The organism is Isoptericola sp. NPDC056134 (genome assembly GCF_042264825.1).
Classification (GTDB): domain Bacteria; phylum Actinomycetota; class Actinomycetes; order Actinomycetales; family Cellulomonadaceae; genus Isoptericola; species Isoptericola nanjingensis.
Genome location: NZ_JBHJVM010000006.1, coordinates 1 through 12,735 on the forward strand (window position 1 = coordinate 1; position 12,735 = coordinate 12,735).

The window sequence follows — 12,735 nt, forward strand, 5'->3', positions numbered from 1 at the left end:
AGATTGCGGCATCGCCCGGGCTTCTCTATCTCGGCGAGGAGCTTCTCTATCTCGCGGTCGGGGACTCCAGGTCGAAGCCGGGGTCGACGTCGACGATCTCCAGCAGCTCGCCGATCCGCGTGACCTCGAGGAGGAACCGGACGGTGGGCGGGGCGCGCAGCACCCGGACACGGTGCGGGCTGCGCGACGCGAGGCGTGCGAGGAACGCCACACCCGAGGAATCCATGAAGGTGACGTGATGGGCGTCGATCTCGACGGGGAGGCCGGAGCCCTCGGCGTCGGAGATGGCCTCGCCCAGCTCGGCTCCGATGTCGGCGTCGATCTCGCCGGACAGCACGACACGGGCGCGCGACGCGCCCACGATGACGTGCACGCTCGCGGGGTCTCCCAGCTCAGGCACCGCGTCTGCCTCCCTCACGTCCGCACGCCGCAGATCACGGGGGGTCGTGTTCGAACCGTCGTGCACGGTGCTCCTTCCACGCGCGGGGCGTTCACCTCGAGTCTCGGCGGACACCAATCTACGGTTGAATGACCAGCAAGAACACCAACCAGGGCGGGGAATCTCGGCAGTGGAGGCATTATGACCGAATCATCCGGTCCTGTGCCGCCCCTCCCGGACGGATTTCTCGACGGGGCGATCGCGGCCGCCGTCATCCCCGCGTTCGTCACCGGCGCCTGGGAGGACGGGATGCCCGTCCTGTGGATCAACGACGCCTTCGCACGGGAGTCCGGGATCGGCGTCAACGACCTCGCCGTCCTGGGCAGGCACCCGCTGCTGGAGCTCGTGGACGACGACGCGGAGCGCGAGCGCAGCCAGGGCGACCTGCGCGCCGGGCGGCCCACCACCCGCATGGTGAGCGGGCGGCTCGTGGACGGCCGCGCCACCTGGTGGCAGATCACCATGTCGCCGGTGCCGGGCGGGCGGGGGCCGGCCGAGCACTGGTTCGGCACCGCCACGGACGTGTCGACGCATGTCGAGCGGCAGGCCAACCAGCTCGCCTCCCTCGAGGTGGAGCGCCGCGAGCGCGCGGACCTCGACCTCATCGCCCAGACCACGGAGCTGCTCGGCGACCTCGAGTACCCGTACGCGCTGCGCGACATCGCCGACCTGCTGCGCGCGCTCGTCCCCTGGGCCGGCTTCTACGTCAACGACGACGGGCTCGTCTTCGCCGACGGCGTGGACGTCGCGTCGCCGCCGAGCGGCCGCGGTCGCCGGCACGCCCGGTACGTGCCCGAGCTGCCCGACGACGCCTCCGGGGAACGGCCGGACCCGCCCGCCGACGGCGAGGCCCGCGAGCCGGTGCGGGACGAGGTGCAGGACCTGCTCGAGGGGGTCGTCGAGGGGCCGGTGATGCTCCGCCTGGGGGCGGGCTTCCCGGCGCACTCCGCCTCCGGGTGGCTGCGCCGCGACCTGCTGCGTCGCGTGGTCGAGGAGACCGGGGCGCTGCCGCGCGCCGTCGTCGTGCACGCGGTGGCGGGGCGCCGCCGCGTGCTGGGGTTGCTCGCCACCTGGCACGGCGTGGGGGTGGCGCCCGACGGCACGGTCACCGAGGAGGTCCGGCCCGGTCCGGGCGAGCCGCAGCACGTGCACACCGTGATCGAGGTGGTGGCGCGCCGGGCGGGCACCGCCATCGACAACGCGCGCCTGTACGCGCGCGAGCACCGGCTCGCCGAGGCGCTGCAGCGCGCCATGCTGCCCGAGCAGGCCGACGTGTCCGGGCTCGACGTGTGGACCTACTACGCGCCCAACGCCGAGCACGCCCAGGTGGGCGGCGACTGGTACGACGTGCTGCAGATCAACGAGGGCACCGTCGGGCTGGTGGTCGGCGACGTCGTCGGGCACGACGTCGAGGCCGCGGCAGCCATGGGGCAGCTGCGGTCCGTGGTGCGGTCGTACGCGTTCGAGCTCGCCACGCCCGGGATCGTCGTGGACCGGGTGGACCAGCTCGTCACGGGGATGCGCATCCCGCGGTCGGCATCGATGGTCTACGCCACCCTCAAGCACCAGCAGGACGGCGACGCGTGGACCGTGCAGTACACGCGCGCCGGCCACCTGCCGCCCCTGCTGCTGCGCGACGGCAAGGTCACCCAGCTCGCGGGCGGCGCCGGCTCCCTGGTCGGCTTCGGGTCGAAGCCGCGCACCACCGGGCAGGCCGAGCTGCGCCGCGGCGACGTGCTCCTCTTCTACACCGACGGCCTGATCGAGCGCCGCGACCGGTCGCTCAAGGTCGGGCTCGACGCCCTCGTCGAGACGTCGGGCCGCATCACCGCCCGCGACGCCGCCGGGGTGGGGGAGGAGCTGCTGTCCCGGCTCGCCGACGCGCCTGAGGACGACGTCGCGCTCGTCGTCGTGCGCGTGCCCGACCCGGTCGCCGACGCGCAGGTCCAGCCGCTCAGCCCGCGGTCGCGGCGGTGGCTGCTGCCCAGCGAGCCGGCGTCCATCGGCCGGGCCCGGCACGCCGTGCTGCGCACCTGCCAGGCCTGGGGCCTGCCGGAGTCCGCGTCGGCGGAGCTGGTCGTCTCCGAGCTCGTCGCCAACGGCGTGCTGCACGGCTGGGGCAACATCGCGCTGCGCCTCTTCGACACCGGCGACGGGCTGCGGATCGAGGTGGAGGACTCCAACCCCGCGCCGCCCGTCACCACCGACGGCCACCCCAACCGCGTGGGCGGGTTCGGGATGCAGATCGTCGAGCGGCTCGCCGACTGGGGCTGGCGGCCCGCCGGCTCCGGCAAGCTCGTGTGGGCCAAGCTGCACGCGAACGCCGTCGCGCCCGGCTGACCTCGTCCGTCGGTCGAGCCTGTTCGAGACCGTGCGGGTCTCGAACAGCTCAACCCACGAGCGCGCGGACCTCTTCCGGCGAGGTGCCGGAGTCGCGCAGGAACTGCGCGCAGCGCTCCGCCTCGTCGGCCTCGCCGATCTGCGCGGCCGCCTCGGACAGCGCGGCGAGCGCGCGCAGGAACCCCTGGTTGGGCTCGTGGTCGGCGGGGATCGGGCCCTGGCCGCGCCAGCCCGCCCGACGCAGGGCGTCGAGGCCGCGGTGGTAGCCGGTGCGCGCGTACGCGTACGCCGTCACGGACCGGGCGGCGGTGGGCGCGTCGCCCGCGGCGTCGAGCGTGGCCTCGGCGAGCACGGCCCAGGCGAGGGACGACGCGGGGTGGTCGGCGGCCAGCCGGGCCGGGTCCTCCCCGGTGTCCAGGCCGTCGCGCACCTCGGGGTGGTCGTCGGGCAGGCGGGTCGGGGGCGGGCCGGCGAGCAGGTCGTCCACAGGGGAGGTCATGACGCCCATTCTGGCCCGACTCCCGCCCTCTCCACAGATCGACGCCTCGGGCGCCGCGCGGGGCCGGTCGCGGGTACGCTCGCTCCATGATCGAGATCGCGACGTCTTCGACGACGACGACGCTCGTGATCGCCGGTGACCTCGACCTCGCGGAACGTGACCAGTTCCCGGAGATCGCCACCCGGGTGGTCGGGCTGCGGCGCCAGCTGCTGGTGATCGACATGTGCCGCGTCACGTTCATGGACTCGACCGGGGCCGCCTTCCTCATCTCCCTCGCGGACGCCGGGCGCAAGCGCGGCGGTGCCACCGTGCTGCGCGGCGCGGACGAGCGCGACCTGTTCGTGCTGGAGGTGTGCGGGGCCCTCGACCTGTTCCGCATCGACCGCGACCACCGCTGCGAGTCGGCGCCCGCGCCGTCCACCCCCGCGACGCACCACCCGGCCGGCTGAGCGCGCCGGACCGACGGGCAGGTCACGGGCGGGTAAACTCGGGCGCGGCCCGGACCAGGAGGCCCGCCTCCTCAGGTGACGTGGGTGAACACGCCGGGCCTCGTCGACGCGAGGAGATTTCATGCCAGCCGTGGTGCTCGTCGGTGCCCAGTGGGGCGATGAGGGCAAGGGGAAGGCCACGGACCTGCTCGGGTCCCGGGTCGACTACGTCGTGAAGTTCAACGGCGGCAACAACGCGGGGCACACCGTCGTCATCGGCGACGAGAAGTACGCCCTGCACCTGCTGCCCTCCGGCATCCTGTCGCCCGGCGTCGTCCCCGTCATCGGCAACGGCGTGGTGGTCGACATCGACGTGCTGTTCGAGGAGCTGGACGACCTCATCGCGCGGGGCGTGGACGTCTCCCGCCTGCTGGTCTCGAGCCAGGCGCACGTCATCGCCGGCTACCACCGCACGCTCGACAAGGTCACCGAGCGCTTCCTCGGCAAGCGCCGCATCGGCACCACGGGCCGCGGCATCGGGCCGGCGTACGCGGACAAGATCAACCGGGTCGGCATCCGCATCGGCGACCTGTTCGACCCCAAGATCCTGCGGGAGAAGGTCGAGGGCTCCCTCGACCAGAAGAACCACCTGCTGGTGAAGGTCTACAACCGCCGCGCCGTCGAGATCGACGAGACCGTCGACGAGCTGCTGGCGCACGCCGAGCGTCTCAAGCCGATGGTCGCGAACACGCCGCTGGTGCTCAACCAGGCGCTCGACGCGGGCAAGAACGTCCTCTTCGAGGCCGGCCAGGCCACCATGCTCGACATCGACCACGGCACGTACCCGTTCGTCACCTCGTCGAGCGCGACCGCCGGCGGCGCGGTGACCGGCTCGGGCATCGGGCCCACCCGCGTGGACTCCGTCATCGGCGTCATCAAGGCGTACACGACGCGCGTCGGCGAGGGCCCGTTCCCCACCGAGCTGTTCGACGACATGGGCGAGTACCTGCTCAAGACCGGCGGCGAGTACGGCGTCACGACCGGCCGCGCGCGCCGCTGCGGCTGGTACGACTCCGTCATCGCGCGCTACGCGTCGCGCATCAACGGCCTCACCGACCTCGTGGTGACGAAGCTGGACGTGCTCACGGGCCTGGAGAAGGTGCCGGTCTGCGTGGCCTACGACGTGGACGGCACCCGCTACGACGAGATGCCCGACGACCAGTCGGCGTTCCACCACGCGAAGCCGATCTACGAGGAGATGCCGGGCTGGTGGGAGGACATCTCGCACGCCCGCACCATCGAGGACCTGCCGGCCAACGCGCAGGCGTACCTCGCCCGGCTCGAGGAGCTGTCCGGCTGCCGCATCTCCGCGGTGGGCGTCGGCCCGCGGCGTGACGAGATCATCCCGGTGCACGACCTGATCCACGCCCGGGCATGACGGCGACGGGCCAGGTCGTCGACGCGCTCGCCCCCACGGGCGTGCTGCGCGCGGTCGTCAACCTCGGCAACCCGGTGCTGGCGCAGGGCACGCGCCAGCACCCGTCCGGGGTGACCGTCGACCTCGCCCGCGAGCTGGCCCGGCGCCTCGGCGTCGAGGGAGTGCTGGAGTGCGTCGACGCGGCGCGGCACTCGTTCGCGGCGGTCGCCGACGGCCGGGCCGACGTCGGCTTCCTCGCCGTGGAGCCGGAGCGCGCCGAGCAGGTCGCGTTCACCGCGCCGTACGTGCTGATCGAGGGCGTGTTCGCCGTGCCGGAGGACTCGCGCGTCCGCGTGGCCGCGGACGTCGACCGACCGGGCGTGCGCGTCGGGGTGAAGCAGGGCTCGGCGTACGACCTGTACCTCACGCGCACGCTCCGGCGCGCGGAGGTGGTGCGCGGGGCCGACGGCACCGTCGCCTTCGAGGAGCACGGCCTGGAGGTGGCGGCCGGCATCCGGCAGCCGCTGACCCGGTACGTCGCCGAGCACCCCGGGCTGCGCGTGGTCGAGCCGCGGTTCACCGAGATCCGGCAGGCCGTCGCCACCGGCCGCGACCGCGACCCCGTCGCCGTCGCGTGGCTGTGCGACGTCGTCGCCGAGCTGACCGCCGACGGCTTCGTCGCGGAGTCGCTCGCCCGGTCGGGGCAGGACGCCACCGTGCCCGGGGGAACAACGGCCTGACCTGGCGGGTTGTCCCGGCATGACGACGTCGGGAACGACCGAGACGGACGACCAGCGCGCCCTGCTCGCCCTGGTGGCGGACGGCAACAAGGGTGTCCTCACGACCCTGCGGCGCGCGGGCCGCCCCCAGCTGTCCAACGTGCTCTACGCGTGGGACGAGGAGACGCGGACGGCGCGCGTGTCCGTGACCGCGGACCGCGCCAAGACCCGCAACGCCGCGCGCGACCCCCGCGTCTCGCTGCACGTGAGCGCCCCGGACTTCTGGAGCTACGCCGTCCTCGACGGCACGGCGGAGCTGAGCGACGTGGCGACCGACGCCCACGACGCCGCCGCAGACGAGCTCGTCGAGACGTTCCGCGTCGCCGCCCGCCAGGAGCATCCCGACTGGGAGGAGTTCCGGCAGGCGATGGTGGCAGACCGTCGCCAGGTGCTGCGCCTGCGCGTCGACCGCGTCTACGGGATGGCCCGCCTGCCGCAGCCCTGAGCGGCCCGGCGCGGCTCGCGGGCACGGCGTCCGCGGACGCCACGGCACCCCCGTCGCGGGGGTCGTTAGCATGGTCGCCCGTGAAGATCCTTGTCGTCGGGACCGGCGCCCGCGAGCACGCCATCGTCCACGCCCTCGCGTCGGAGGAGACCGCGCACGAGCTGCACGCCGCGCCGGGCAACCCCGGCATGTCCGCGCAGGCCGCGCTGCACCCGGTGGACCCGAACGACGGCCGGGCCGTCGCCGCCCTCGCCCGGACGCTCGGCGTCGACCTGGTCGTCGTCGGGCCCGAGGCTCCCCTCGTGGCCGGGGTGGCCGACGCGGTCCGCGAGGCCGGGATCCCCGTCTTCGGGCCGTCGGCCGAGGCGGCCCGGCTCGAGGGGTCGAAGGCGTTCGCGAAGGACGTCATGGCCGCCGCGAACGTGCCGACCGCGATGGCGCACGTGTGCACCACCGTCGAGCAGGTCGCCGACGCGCTCGACGCCTTCGGCGCCCCCTACGTCGTCAAGGACGACGGGCTCGCCGCCGGCAAGGGCGTCGTCGTGACGTCGGACCGGGACGCCGCCCTCGCGCACGCCCGCGAGGCGCTCCAGGCCCGCGGCGACGACGGCACCGTGGTGGTCGAGGAGTACCTCGACGGCCCGGAGGTCTCGCTGTTCTGCCTGTGCGACGGCGCCACGGTCGTGCCGATGGTCCCCGCGCAGGACTTCAAGCGGGTGGGCGACGACGACGCCGGCCCCAACACGGGCGGCATGGGCGCGTACACGCCGCTCGGCTGGGCGCCGTCGGGCCTCGTGGCCGAGGTGGTCGACCGGATCGCGCAGCCCACCGTGGACGAGATGGCCCGCCGCGGCACCCCGTTCTCCGGCGTCCTCTACGTGGGGCTGGCGCTGACCTCGCGCGGCACCCGCGTGGTGGAGTTCAACGCCCGCTTCGGCGACCCGGAGATCCAGGCCGTGCTCGCGCGGCTGCGCACCCCGCTGTCGGGCGTGCTGCTCGCCGCCGCCACCGGCCGCCTCGACGGCATCGAGCCGCTGCGCTGGTCGGACGACGCCGTGGTGAACGTCGTCGTCGCCTCCCAGGGCTACCCCGAGTCGCCGCGCAAGGGCGACCCGATCACCGGCATCGCCGACGCCGAGGCGCTGGACGACGTGCACGTGCTGCACGCCGGCACCGCCGTCGTCGACGGCGCGCTGGTGTCCGCCGGGGGACGCGTGCTGTCCGTCGTCGGCCGGGGCGCGGACCTCGCGGCCGCCCGGGCGGCGTCCTACGCCGGGGTCGAGAAGATCGCGCTGGACGGCTCCCACCACCGCAGCGACATCGCGCTGAAGGCCGAGCGCGGCGAGGTCGCCGTCCCCTGACGGCTGCCTCCCGACGTCGTGCGAGACGCTCGACGCCGCCCCGCGGCGCGGTGAGAGACTGTGCGTCGTGACCGAGACGCACGATGTCGACCAGCCCGGTGCCGACCAGAACGACGCCTTCGCCGGGGGACCGCTCGACCTGCCGGGGTGGCGGCACGTCTACTCCGGCAAGGTCCGCGACCTGTACGAGCCGGACCTGCCGGCGCTGGGCGGCGTGCACCCGCTGGGCGACGTCGTCCTCGTCGTCGCGTCCGACCGCCTCTCGGCGCACGACCACGTGCTCACCCCCGGCATCCCGGACAAGGGCGTGGTGCTCACGCAGCTCAGCCTGTGGTGGTTCGAGCAGCTCGCGGACGTCGTGGACAACCACGTCGTGTCCACCGAGGCGAGCGCCGAGCCGGGCGACGGCCTCGTGCCCGACGTCGTCGCCGGCCGCGCGATGATCTGCCGCCGGCTCGAGATGTTCCCCGTCGAGTGCGTCGCGCGCGGCTACCTCACCGGCTCCGGCCTGGCCGAGTACCGCGCGTCCGGCGAGGTCACGGGCATCCCGCTGCCGGCCGGCCTGGTCGACGGCTCGCGCCTGCCGGAGCCGATCTTCACCCCCGCCACCAAGGCCGAGGTGGGGGAGCACGACGAGAACGTGCCGTTCGAGGAGGTGGCGCGCCGGATCGGCGACGACGCCGCCACGCGCCTGCGGGACCTCACGCTCGCCGTCTACGCCCGCGCCGAGGAGATCGCGCGCGAGCGCGGCGTGATCCTCGCGGACACCAAGCTGGAGTTCGGCGTCGACCCGGCGACCGGGGCGACCGTGCTCGGCGACGAGGTGCTCACGCCCGACTCGTCGCGGTTCTGGCCCGCCGACGAGTGGGAGCCGGGCCGCTCGCAGCCGAGCTTCGACAAGCAGATCGTGCGCGACTGGCTGACGTCCCCCGCCTCCGGCTGGGACCGCGCGTCCGACGTGCCGCCGCCCGTGCTGCCGTCCGAGGTCGTCGAGCGCACCCGCGACCGCTACCTCGAGGCGTACGAGCGGCTGACGGGGGCGCCCCTGCGCTGAGGCGCCCCCGCGGGTCGGCGGGTCAGAGGCCGGAGCCCTGGACGCTGGCCTCCAGCGGCGAGCCGTCCGGGTTCTGCGCCCAGCACATGAGGCGCCGGTCGCCGAACGTCCACGACGCCTCGGTGGGGTAGAGGTACATCATGTCGAGGCCGGACGCGTCGTAGTCCGTGCCGACGTAGTCGGCGAACTCCTCGAAGCAGAAGTCCTCGGTGGTGGCGACGACGGAGTCCTCGCCCGGGTACTCGGCGTCCGTCAGCTCGTCGACGCCCACCAGCTCCGCCCCGTGCGGCGACGTGCAGTCGACCGCGACGATGCCGGTGAGGTCGGTGGCGTCGGCCGGCAGCTCGAAGCAGTCGCCCAGGTTCAGGTTCGCCCCGGTGCGTTCGGCGTACGACTCCTCGAAGCCCTGGCTGAACCCCTCCTGGAACTCGTCGTTCGTCGCCGCCAGGACGACCAGCCCGACGACCAGGAGCCAGCCGAGGATCCCGAGTGCGCCGAGCACGACGCCGGCGATCGCCAGGCCACGGCCGCTCTGTCCCGTACGCCGGGTGCGCCGCATCCCCGCGATGCCGAGGCCCAGCGCGACGGGGCTGATGCCGAGGATGCCGGTGATCAGCGCGGCGATCGAGAGCCCGTCCGTCCCCGGCGCGGGCTGCCCGTACGGGGACGGCGCGCCGTAGGGCGCGGGCTGCGCGTACGGGGTCGGCCGGCCGCCGTACGGGCCCTGCTGGTCGTACGGCGACCCCGGGGCGGGCGAGCCGGGCTGGGCGTACGGCGCCGGCGGCTCGGTCGGGGCGGGCTCCGGCGAGGGCGTCGCGCCGGCGTCGGGCGTGGCGTACGGGTCGGGCGTGCCGCCGGCGGGCGGAGGGGTGGGTGCGGACATGCTTCCTCGGGGTCGGTGCGATGGTGGATGACGCGGCATCGACGGCGCCGTCGTCCGGCTGCGCCCCGCGGCGTCAGAAGGCTAGCGCGCGGACGGTAGACTCGTCGCGGAATCCCGCCGTCGTGCTCCCGCCCCCACGCGCGCGCCTCCGCGGCGCCGCCCGTGCCGGGATCCCGGAGCGGCGGCCGCTGGACCACCCGGCCAGCTACCGGTCACGATCCAAGGAGCACCCGTGGGACGCGTCGTCGTCGAGGTCATGCCCAAGCCCGAGATCCTGGACCCCCAGGGCAAGGCCGTCGTGGGGGCGCTGCCCCGCCTCGGCTTCACCCAGTTCAGCGGGGTGCGCCAGGGCAAGCGGTTCGAGCTCGAGGTGGACGGCGACGTCACGCCCGAGGTGCTCGCCGCCGCCCAGCAGGCCGCCGAGACGCTGCTGTCCAACCCCGTCATCGAGGACGTCGTGCGCGTGGCGGACGCCGCGACGGACGCCGCCGGGACGATCACGTCCGAGGGCGTGGCCTGATGTCGGCCGCCACCCTCGCCTCCGCGCGGATCGGCGTCATCACCTTCCCCGGCACGCTCGACGACCGGGACGCCTCCCGCGCGGTGCGGCTCGCGGGCGGGGAGCCCGTGTCGCTGTGGCACGCCGACGGCGACCTCCAGGGTGTCGACGCCGTCGTCCTGCCCGGCGGGTTCTCGTACGGCGACTACCTGCGCGCCGGCGCCATCTCGCGCTTCGCGCCCGCCATGGACGCCGTGGTGGACGCCGCCAAGGGCGGCATGCCGGTGCTCGGTATCTGCAACGGCTTCCAGGTGCTGACCGAGGCGCACCTGCTGCCCGGTTCGATGGTGAAGAACGACCACCTGCACTTCGTGTGCCGCGAGCAGGTGCTGTCGGTCGAGAACACGTCGACGGCCTGGACCAACCAGTACCGACCCGGTCAGCACATCACCATCCCGCTGAAGAACCAGGACGGCCAGTTCGTGGCCGACGACCGCACCCTCGACGAGCTCGAGGGCGAGGGCCGCGTCGTGTTCCGCTACCAGGGCTGGAACCCGAACGGCTCGCGTCGTGACATCGCGGGCATCGCCAACGAGCGCGGCAACGTGGTCGGCCTCATGCCGCACCCGGAGCACGCCGTCGAGGCCGGGTTCGGTCCGGACGGCGAGGCCGGCCCGCGCTCCGGCACGGACGGCCTCGGCTTCTTCACGTCGGTGCTGGCCTCGCTCGTCTCGGCATGACCGCCACCACGGTCCTCCCGTCGACCGTCGGGCCCGAGGGCCTGACGGTCGACGCCGTGGCGTGGGACGACCCCGCTGCCGCGGGGCTGCGCGCCGCGCAGGAGGCCGAGATGGCCGTGCGGTACGGCGGGGAGGACGAGGCGCCGGCGATCGACCCGCGGTCGATCGTCGTCACGCTCGTCGCCCGGCTGGACGGCCGCCCCGTCGGCACCGCCGCGGTGCGCGACGTCTCCGGCACGGCCGACCGGCGCGGCCGCGGCACGGCGCACCCGGCCGCGACCGGCGAGGTCAAGCGCCTGTACGTGGACGGCGACGCCCGCGGGCGCGGCGTCGCGCGGCGGCTGATGGCCGAGCTGGAGCGCGCCGCCCGTCAGGTCGGCTTCCGCCGGTTCGTGCTCGAGACCGGCACCGCGCAGCCCGAGGCGATCGCGCTGTACGAGGCCATCGGCTACGAGCCGATCGAGTCGTTCGGCGACCACGCCGGGTTCGAGCAGCAGCGCTGCTACGGCAAGCGGCTCTGACTCAGCCCGCGTTCGCGGACCACGCGGGCAGCTGCTGCAGCGTCCAGGAGTTGCCGTCCGGGTCGGCGAACGTGACGAACCGGCCCCACGGCTGGTCGTCCACCCCCTGTGCCTCGATCCCGGCGCCGCGCAGGTGTGCCAGCGCGTCGTCCGCGTCGGGCACCACCACCTGGATCGCGTCCAGCTGGCCCGGCTGCAGCGTGCCGCCCAGCCCCGTGCCGAACGCGATGGAGCACGCGGAGCCCGGCGGCGTCATCTGCACGAACCGCAGGTCGTCGTTCACCACCTGGTCGTGGTCGGGGTGGAAGCCGACGCGCTCGTAGAACTCCTTCGCCCGGTCCACGTCGCTCACGGGCACGTGGATCAGCTCGATCTTCCAGTCCATGGTCTGCTCCTCGGGTGGGTCCTGCCCTGGGTGGGTCATGCCTGGTCGAGCAGCGGCCGCACCTCGCGGCCGAGCAGCTCGACGAAACCGGCGAGGTCGGGTTCGTCGGCCGTGGGCTGCACGGAGACGGCGGAGGCGCCGGCCGCCGCCAGGCGGAGCACGGCGTCGGCGATGGCGCGGGCGTCGCCGGCCGCTCCGACGCCGCGACCCGGCTCCGCGCCCCACAGCGGGAGCTCCGCGTCGAGCCGCTGCTGCGCCCGGTCGCCCGTCGCGGCGATGAGTGTCGCGTACATGCCCGGCGCGGGCCGGCCCGCGGCCTGCGCGGCGGCGCCGGCGGTCTCCGCGGCGGCGCGCACGTCGTCGGGCGTGAGCGCGTTGGCGAGGATCACGCCGTCGCCCAGCTCGCCCGCCAGGGCGAGGGAGCGGGGCCCGACGCCACCGAGCACCAACGGGACCTCCGGCGCGGGCCAGTCGAGACGGACCTGGTCGAGGGTCACGTAGCGCCCCGACGTCGTCACCTCCTCGCCGGCGAGCAGGGCACGGAGCGCCTCGGTGTGCTCGCGCAGCAGGGTGAGCGGCGACTTCGCCCGTACCCCGGCCCGCTCCATCCACTCCTGCACGCCGTGGCCGACGGCCGGCACGAACCGGCCGGGGAACATGCGCGCGACGGTGGCGACCTCCATCGCCGTGACCGCCGTGCTGCGCAGCGGCGCGGGCATCAGGCCGATCCCGACCCGGACCCGCTCGGTCCAGGCGAGCGCGGCCGCGGCCGACGCGACGCCGCTCTGCTTGAAGCAGTCCTCCCACACCCACAGGTCGTCCAGGCCGGCGGCCTCGACGGAGGTGGCGAGGGACCGCAGCGACTCGGGCGTCATCGTCGGGACGAAGGCGACACCGAGGCGGACGGCGGGGCGGGCTTCCGGGGCAGGCGTGACCGTCATCACG

The 12,735-nt window shown here is 74.5% G+C and carries 15 protein-coding genes; 10 read left to right on the plus strand and 5 right to left on the minus strand.

Annotation, left to right across the window (positions count from 1 at the left end; translation table 11 throughout):
- Nucleotides 1–46: 46 nt before the first annotated feature.
- Nucleotides 47–400 carry an STAS domain-containing protein gene (locus tag ACFCZN_RS07675; RefSeq protein ID WP_429766118.1) on the minus strand — a complete coding sequence of 118 codons (354 nt, stop codon included), beginning with the start codon at nucleotides 398–400 and terminating at the stop codon, nucleotides 47–49.
- Nucleotides 401–580: 180 nt separating this feature from the next.
- Here ACFCZN_RS07675 and ACFCZN_RS07680 point away from each other — a divergent pair, with 180 nt between their 5' ends.
- A complete protein-coding gene (locus ACFCZN_RS07680) occupies nucleotides 581–2,779 on the plus strand; it encodes a SpoIIE family protein phosphatase (protein WP_430556383.1) in 2,199 nt (732 codons plus the stop codon).
- Nucleotides 2,780–2,828: 49 nt separating this feature from the next.
- Here the strand turns inward: ACFCZN_RS07680 and ACFCZN_RS07685 are convergent, their stop codons facing one another.
- Nucleotides 2,829–3,278, minus strand: coding sequence for a DUF3151 domain-containing protein (locus ACFCZN_RS07685; protein WP_429766115.1), 450 nt, complete (start codon nucleotides 3,276–3,278; stop codon nucleotides 2,829–2,831).
- An 86-nt stretch (nucleotides 3,279–3,364) separates the two neighbouring features.
- Between ACFCZN_RS07685 and ACFCZN_RS07690 the strand changes: the two genes are divergently transcribed.
- From ACFCZN_RS07690 to ACFCZN_RS07715, 6 genes are all read left to right on the plus strand, one after another.
- Nucleotides 3,365–3,727, plus strand: coding sequence for an STAS domain-containing protein (locus ACFCZN_RS07690; RefSeq protein ID WP_429735554.1), 363 nt, complete (start codon nucleotides 3,365–3,367; stop codon nucleotides 3,725–3,727).
- Nucleotides 3,728–3,848: 121 nt separating this feature from the next.
- Entirely contained in the window at nucleotides 3,849–5,144 is a 1,296-nt protein-coding gene (locus ACFCZN_RS07695) for an adenylosuccinate synthase (RefSeq protein ID WP_429766113.1), read from the plus strand.
- Nucleotides 5,141–5,863: a transporter substrate-binding domain-containing protein gene (locus ACFCZN_RS07700; protein WP_430556384.1), complete on the plus strand. Its 723-nt coding sequence runs from the start codon at nucleotides 5,141–5,143 to the stop codon at nucleotides 5,861–5,863. The genes ACFCZN_RS07695 and ACFCZN_RS07700 overlap by 4 nt, the downstream gene beginning before the upstream one ends.
- Nucleotides 5,864–5,882: 19 nt before the next feature.
- Nucleotides 5,883–6,347, plus strand: a complete 465-nt coding sequence (locus tag ACFCZN_RS07705; RefSeq protein WP_429766107.1) for a PPOX class F420-dependent oxidoreductase — start codon at nucleotides 5,883–5,885, stop codon at nucleotides 6,345–6,347.
- Nucleotides 6,348–6,427: 80 nt separating this feature from the next.
- A complete protein-coding gene (purD, locus tag ACFCZN_RS07710) occupies nucleotides 6,428–7,708 on the plus strand; it encodes a phosphoribosylamine--glycine ligase (protein WP_430556385.1) in 1,281 nt (426 codons plus the stop codon).
- Between the two features lie 139 nt (nucleotides 7,709–7,847).
- Nucleotides 7,848–8,762 (plus strand): phosphoribosylaminoimidazolesuccinocarboxamide synthase, encoded by a 915-nt coding sequence (locus ACFCZN_RS07715; RefSeq protein WP_430556505.1) that lies wholly within the window; start codon nucleotides 7,848–7,850, stop codon nucleotides 8,760–8,762.
- 22 nt (nucleotides 8,763–8,784) lie between these two features.
- On the opposite strand, the gene ACFCZN_RS07720 is transcribed toward ACFCZN_RS07715, so the two are convergent.
- Nucleotides 8,785–9,645, minus strand: coding sequence for a septum formation family protein (locus ACFCZN_RS07720; RefSeq protein WP_430556386.1), 861 nt, complete (start codon nucleotides 9,643–9,645; stop codon nucleotides 8,785–8,787).
- A gap of 232 nt (nucleotides 9,646–9,877) precedes the next feature.
- Between ACFCZN_RS07720 and purS the strand changes: the two genes are divergently transcribed.
- Genes purS through ACFCZN_RS07735 form a run of 3 tightly spaced genes read left to right on the plus strand, consistent with a single transcriptional unit; the run spans nucleotide 9,878 to nucleotide 11,405 of the window.
- On the plus strand, nucleotides 9,878–10,165 hold the full coding sequence (gene purS, locus ACFCZN_RS07725) for a phosphoribosylformylglycinamidine synthase subunit PurS (protein WP_429766102.1): 288 nt from the start codon (nucleotides 9,878–9,880) through the stop codon (nucleotides 10,163–10,165).
- Nucleotides 10,165–10,884: a phosphoribosylformylglycinamidine synthase subunit PurQ gene (gene purQ / locus ACFCZN_RS07730; protein ID WP_430556387.1), complete on the plus strand. Its 720-nt coding sequence runs from the start codon at nucleotides 10,165–10,167 to the stop codon at nucleotides 10,882–10,884. Before purS ends, purQ begins: the two co-directional genes overlap by 1 nt.
- Nucleotides 10,881–11,405: a GNAT family N-acetyltransferase gene (locus tag ACFCZN_RS07735; protein WP_430556388.1), complete on the plus strand. Its 525-nt coding sequence runs from the start codon at nucleotides 10,881–10,883 to the stop codon at nucleotides 11,403–11,405. The genes purQ and ACFCZN_RS07735 overlap by 4 nt, the downstream gene beginning before the upstream one ends.
- A gap of 1 nt (nucleotide 11,406) precedes the next feature.
- Here ACFCZN_RS07735 and ACFCZN_RS07740 read toward each other — a convergent pair whose 3' ends face one another.
- Complete coding sequence (locus tag ACFCZN_RS07740; RefSeq protein WP_430556389.1) at nucleotides 11,407–11,790, minus strand: VOC family protein; 384 nt, start codon at nucleotides 11,788–11,790, stop codon at nucleotides 11,407–11,409.
- Between the two features lie 35 nt (nucleotides 11,791–11,825).
- Nucleotides 11,826–12,731 carry an LLM class flavin-dependent oxidoreductase gene (locus ACFCZN_RS07745; RefSeq protein ID WP_430556390.1) on the minus strand — a complete coding sequence of 302 codons (906 nt, stop codon included), beginning with the start codon at nucleotides 12,729–12,731 and terminating at the stop codon, nucleotides 11,826–11,828.
- Nucleotides 12,732–12,735: the final 4 nt, after the last annotated feature.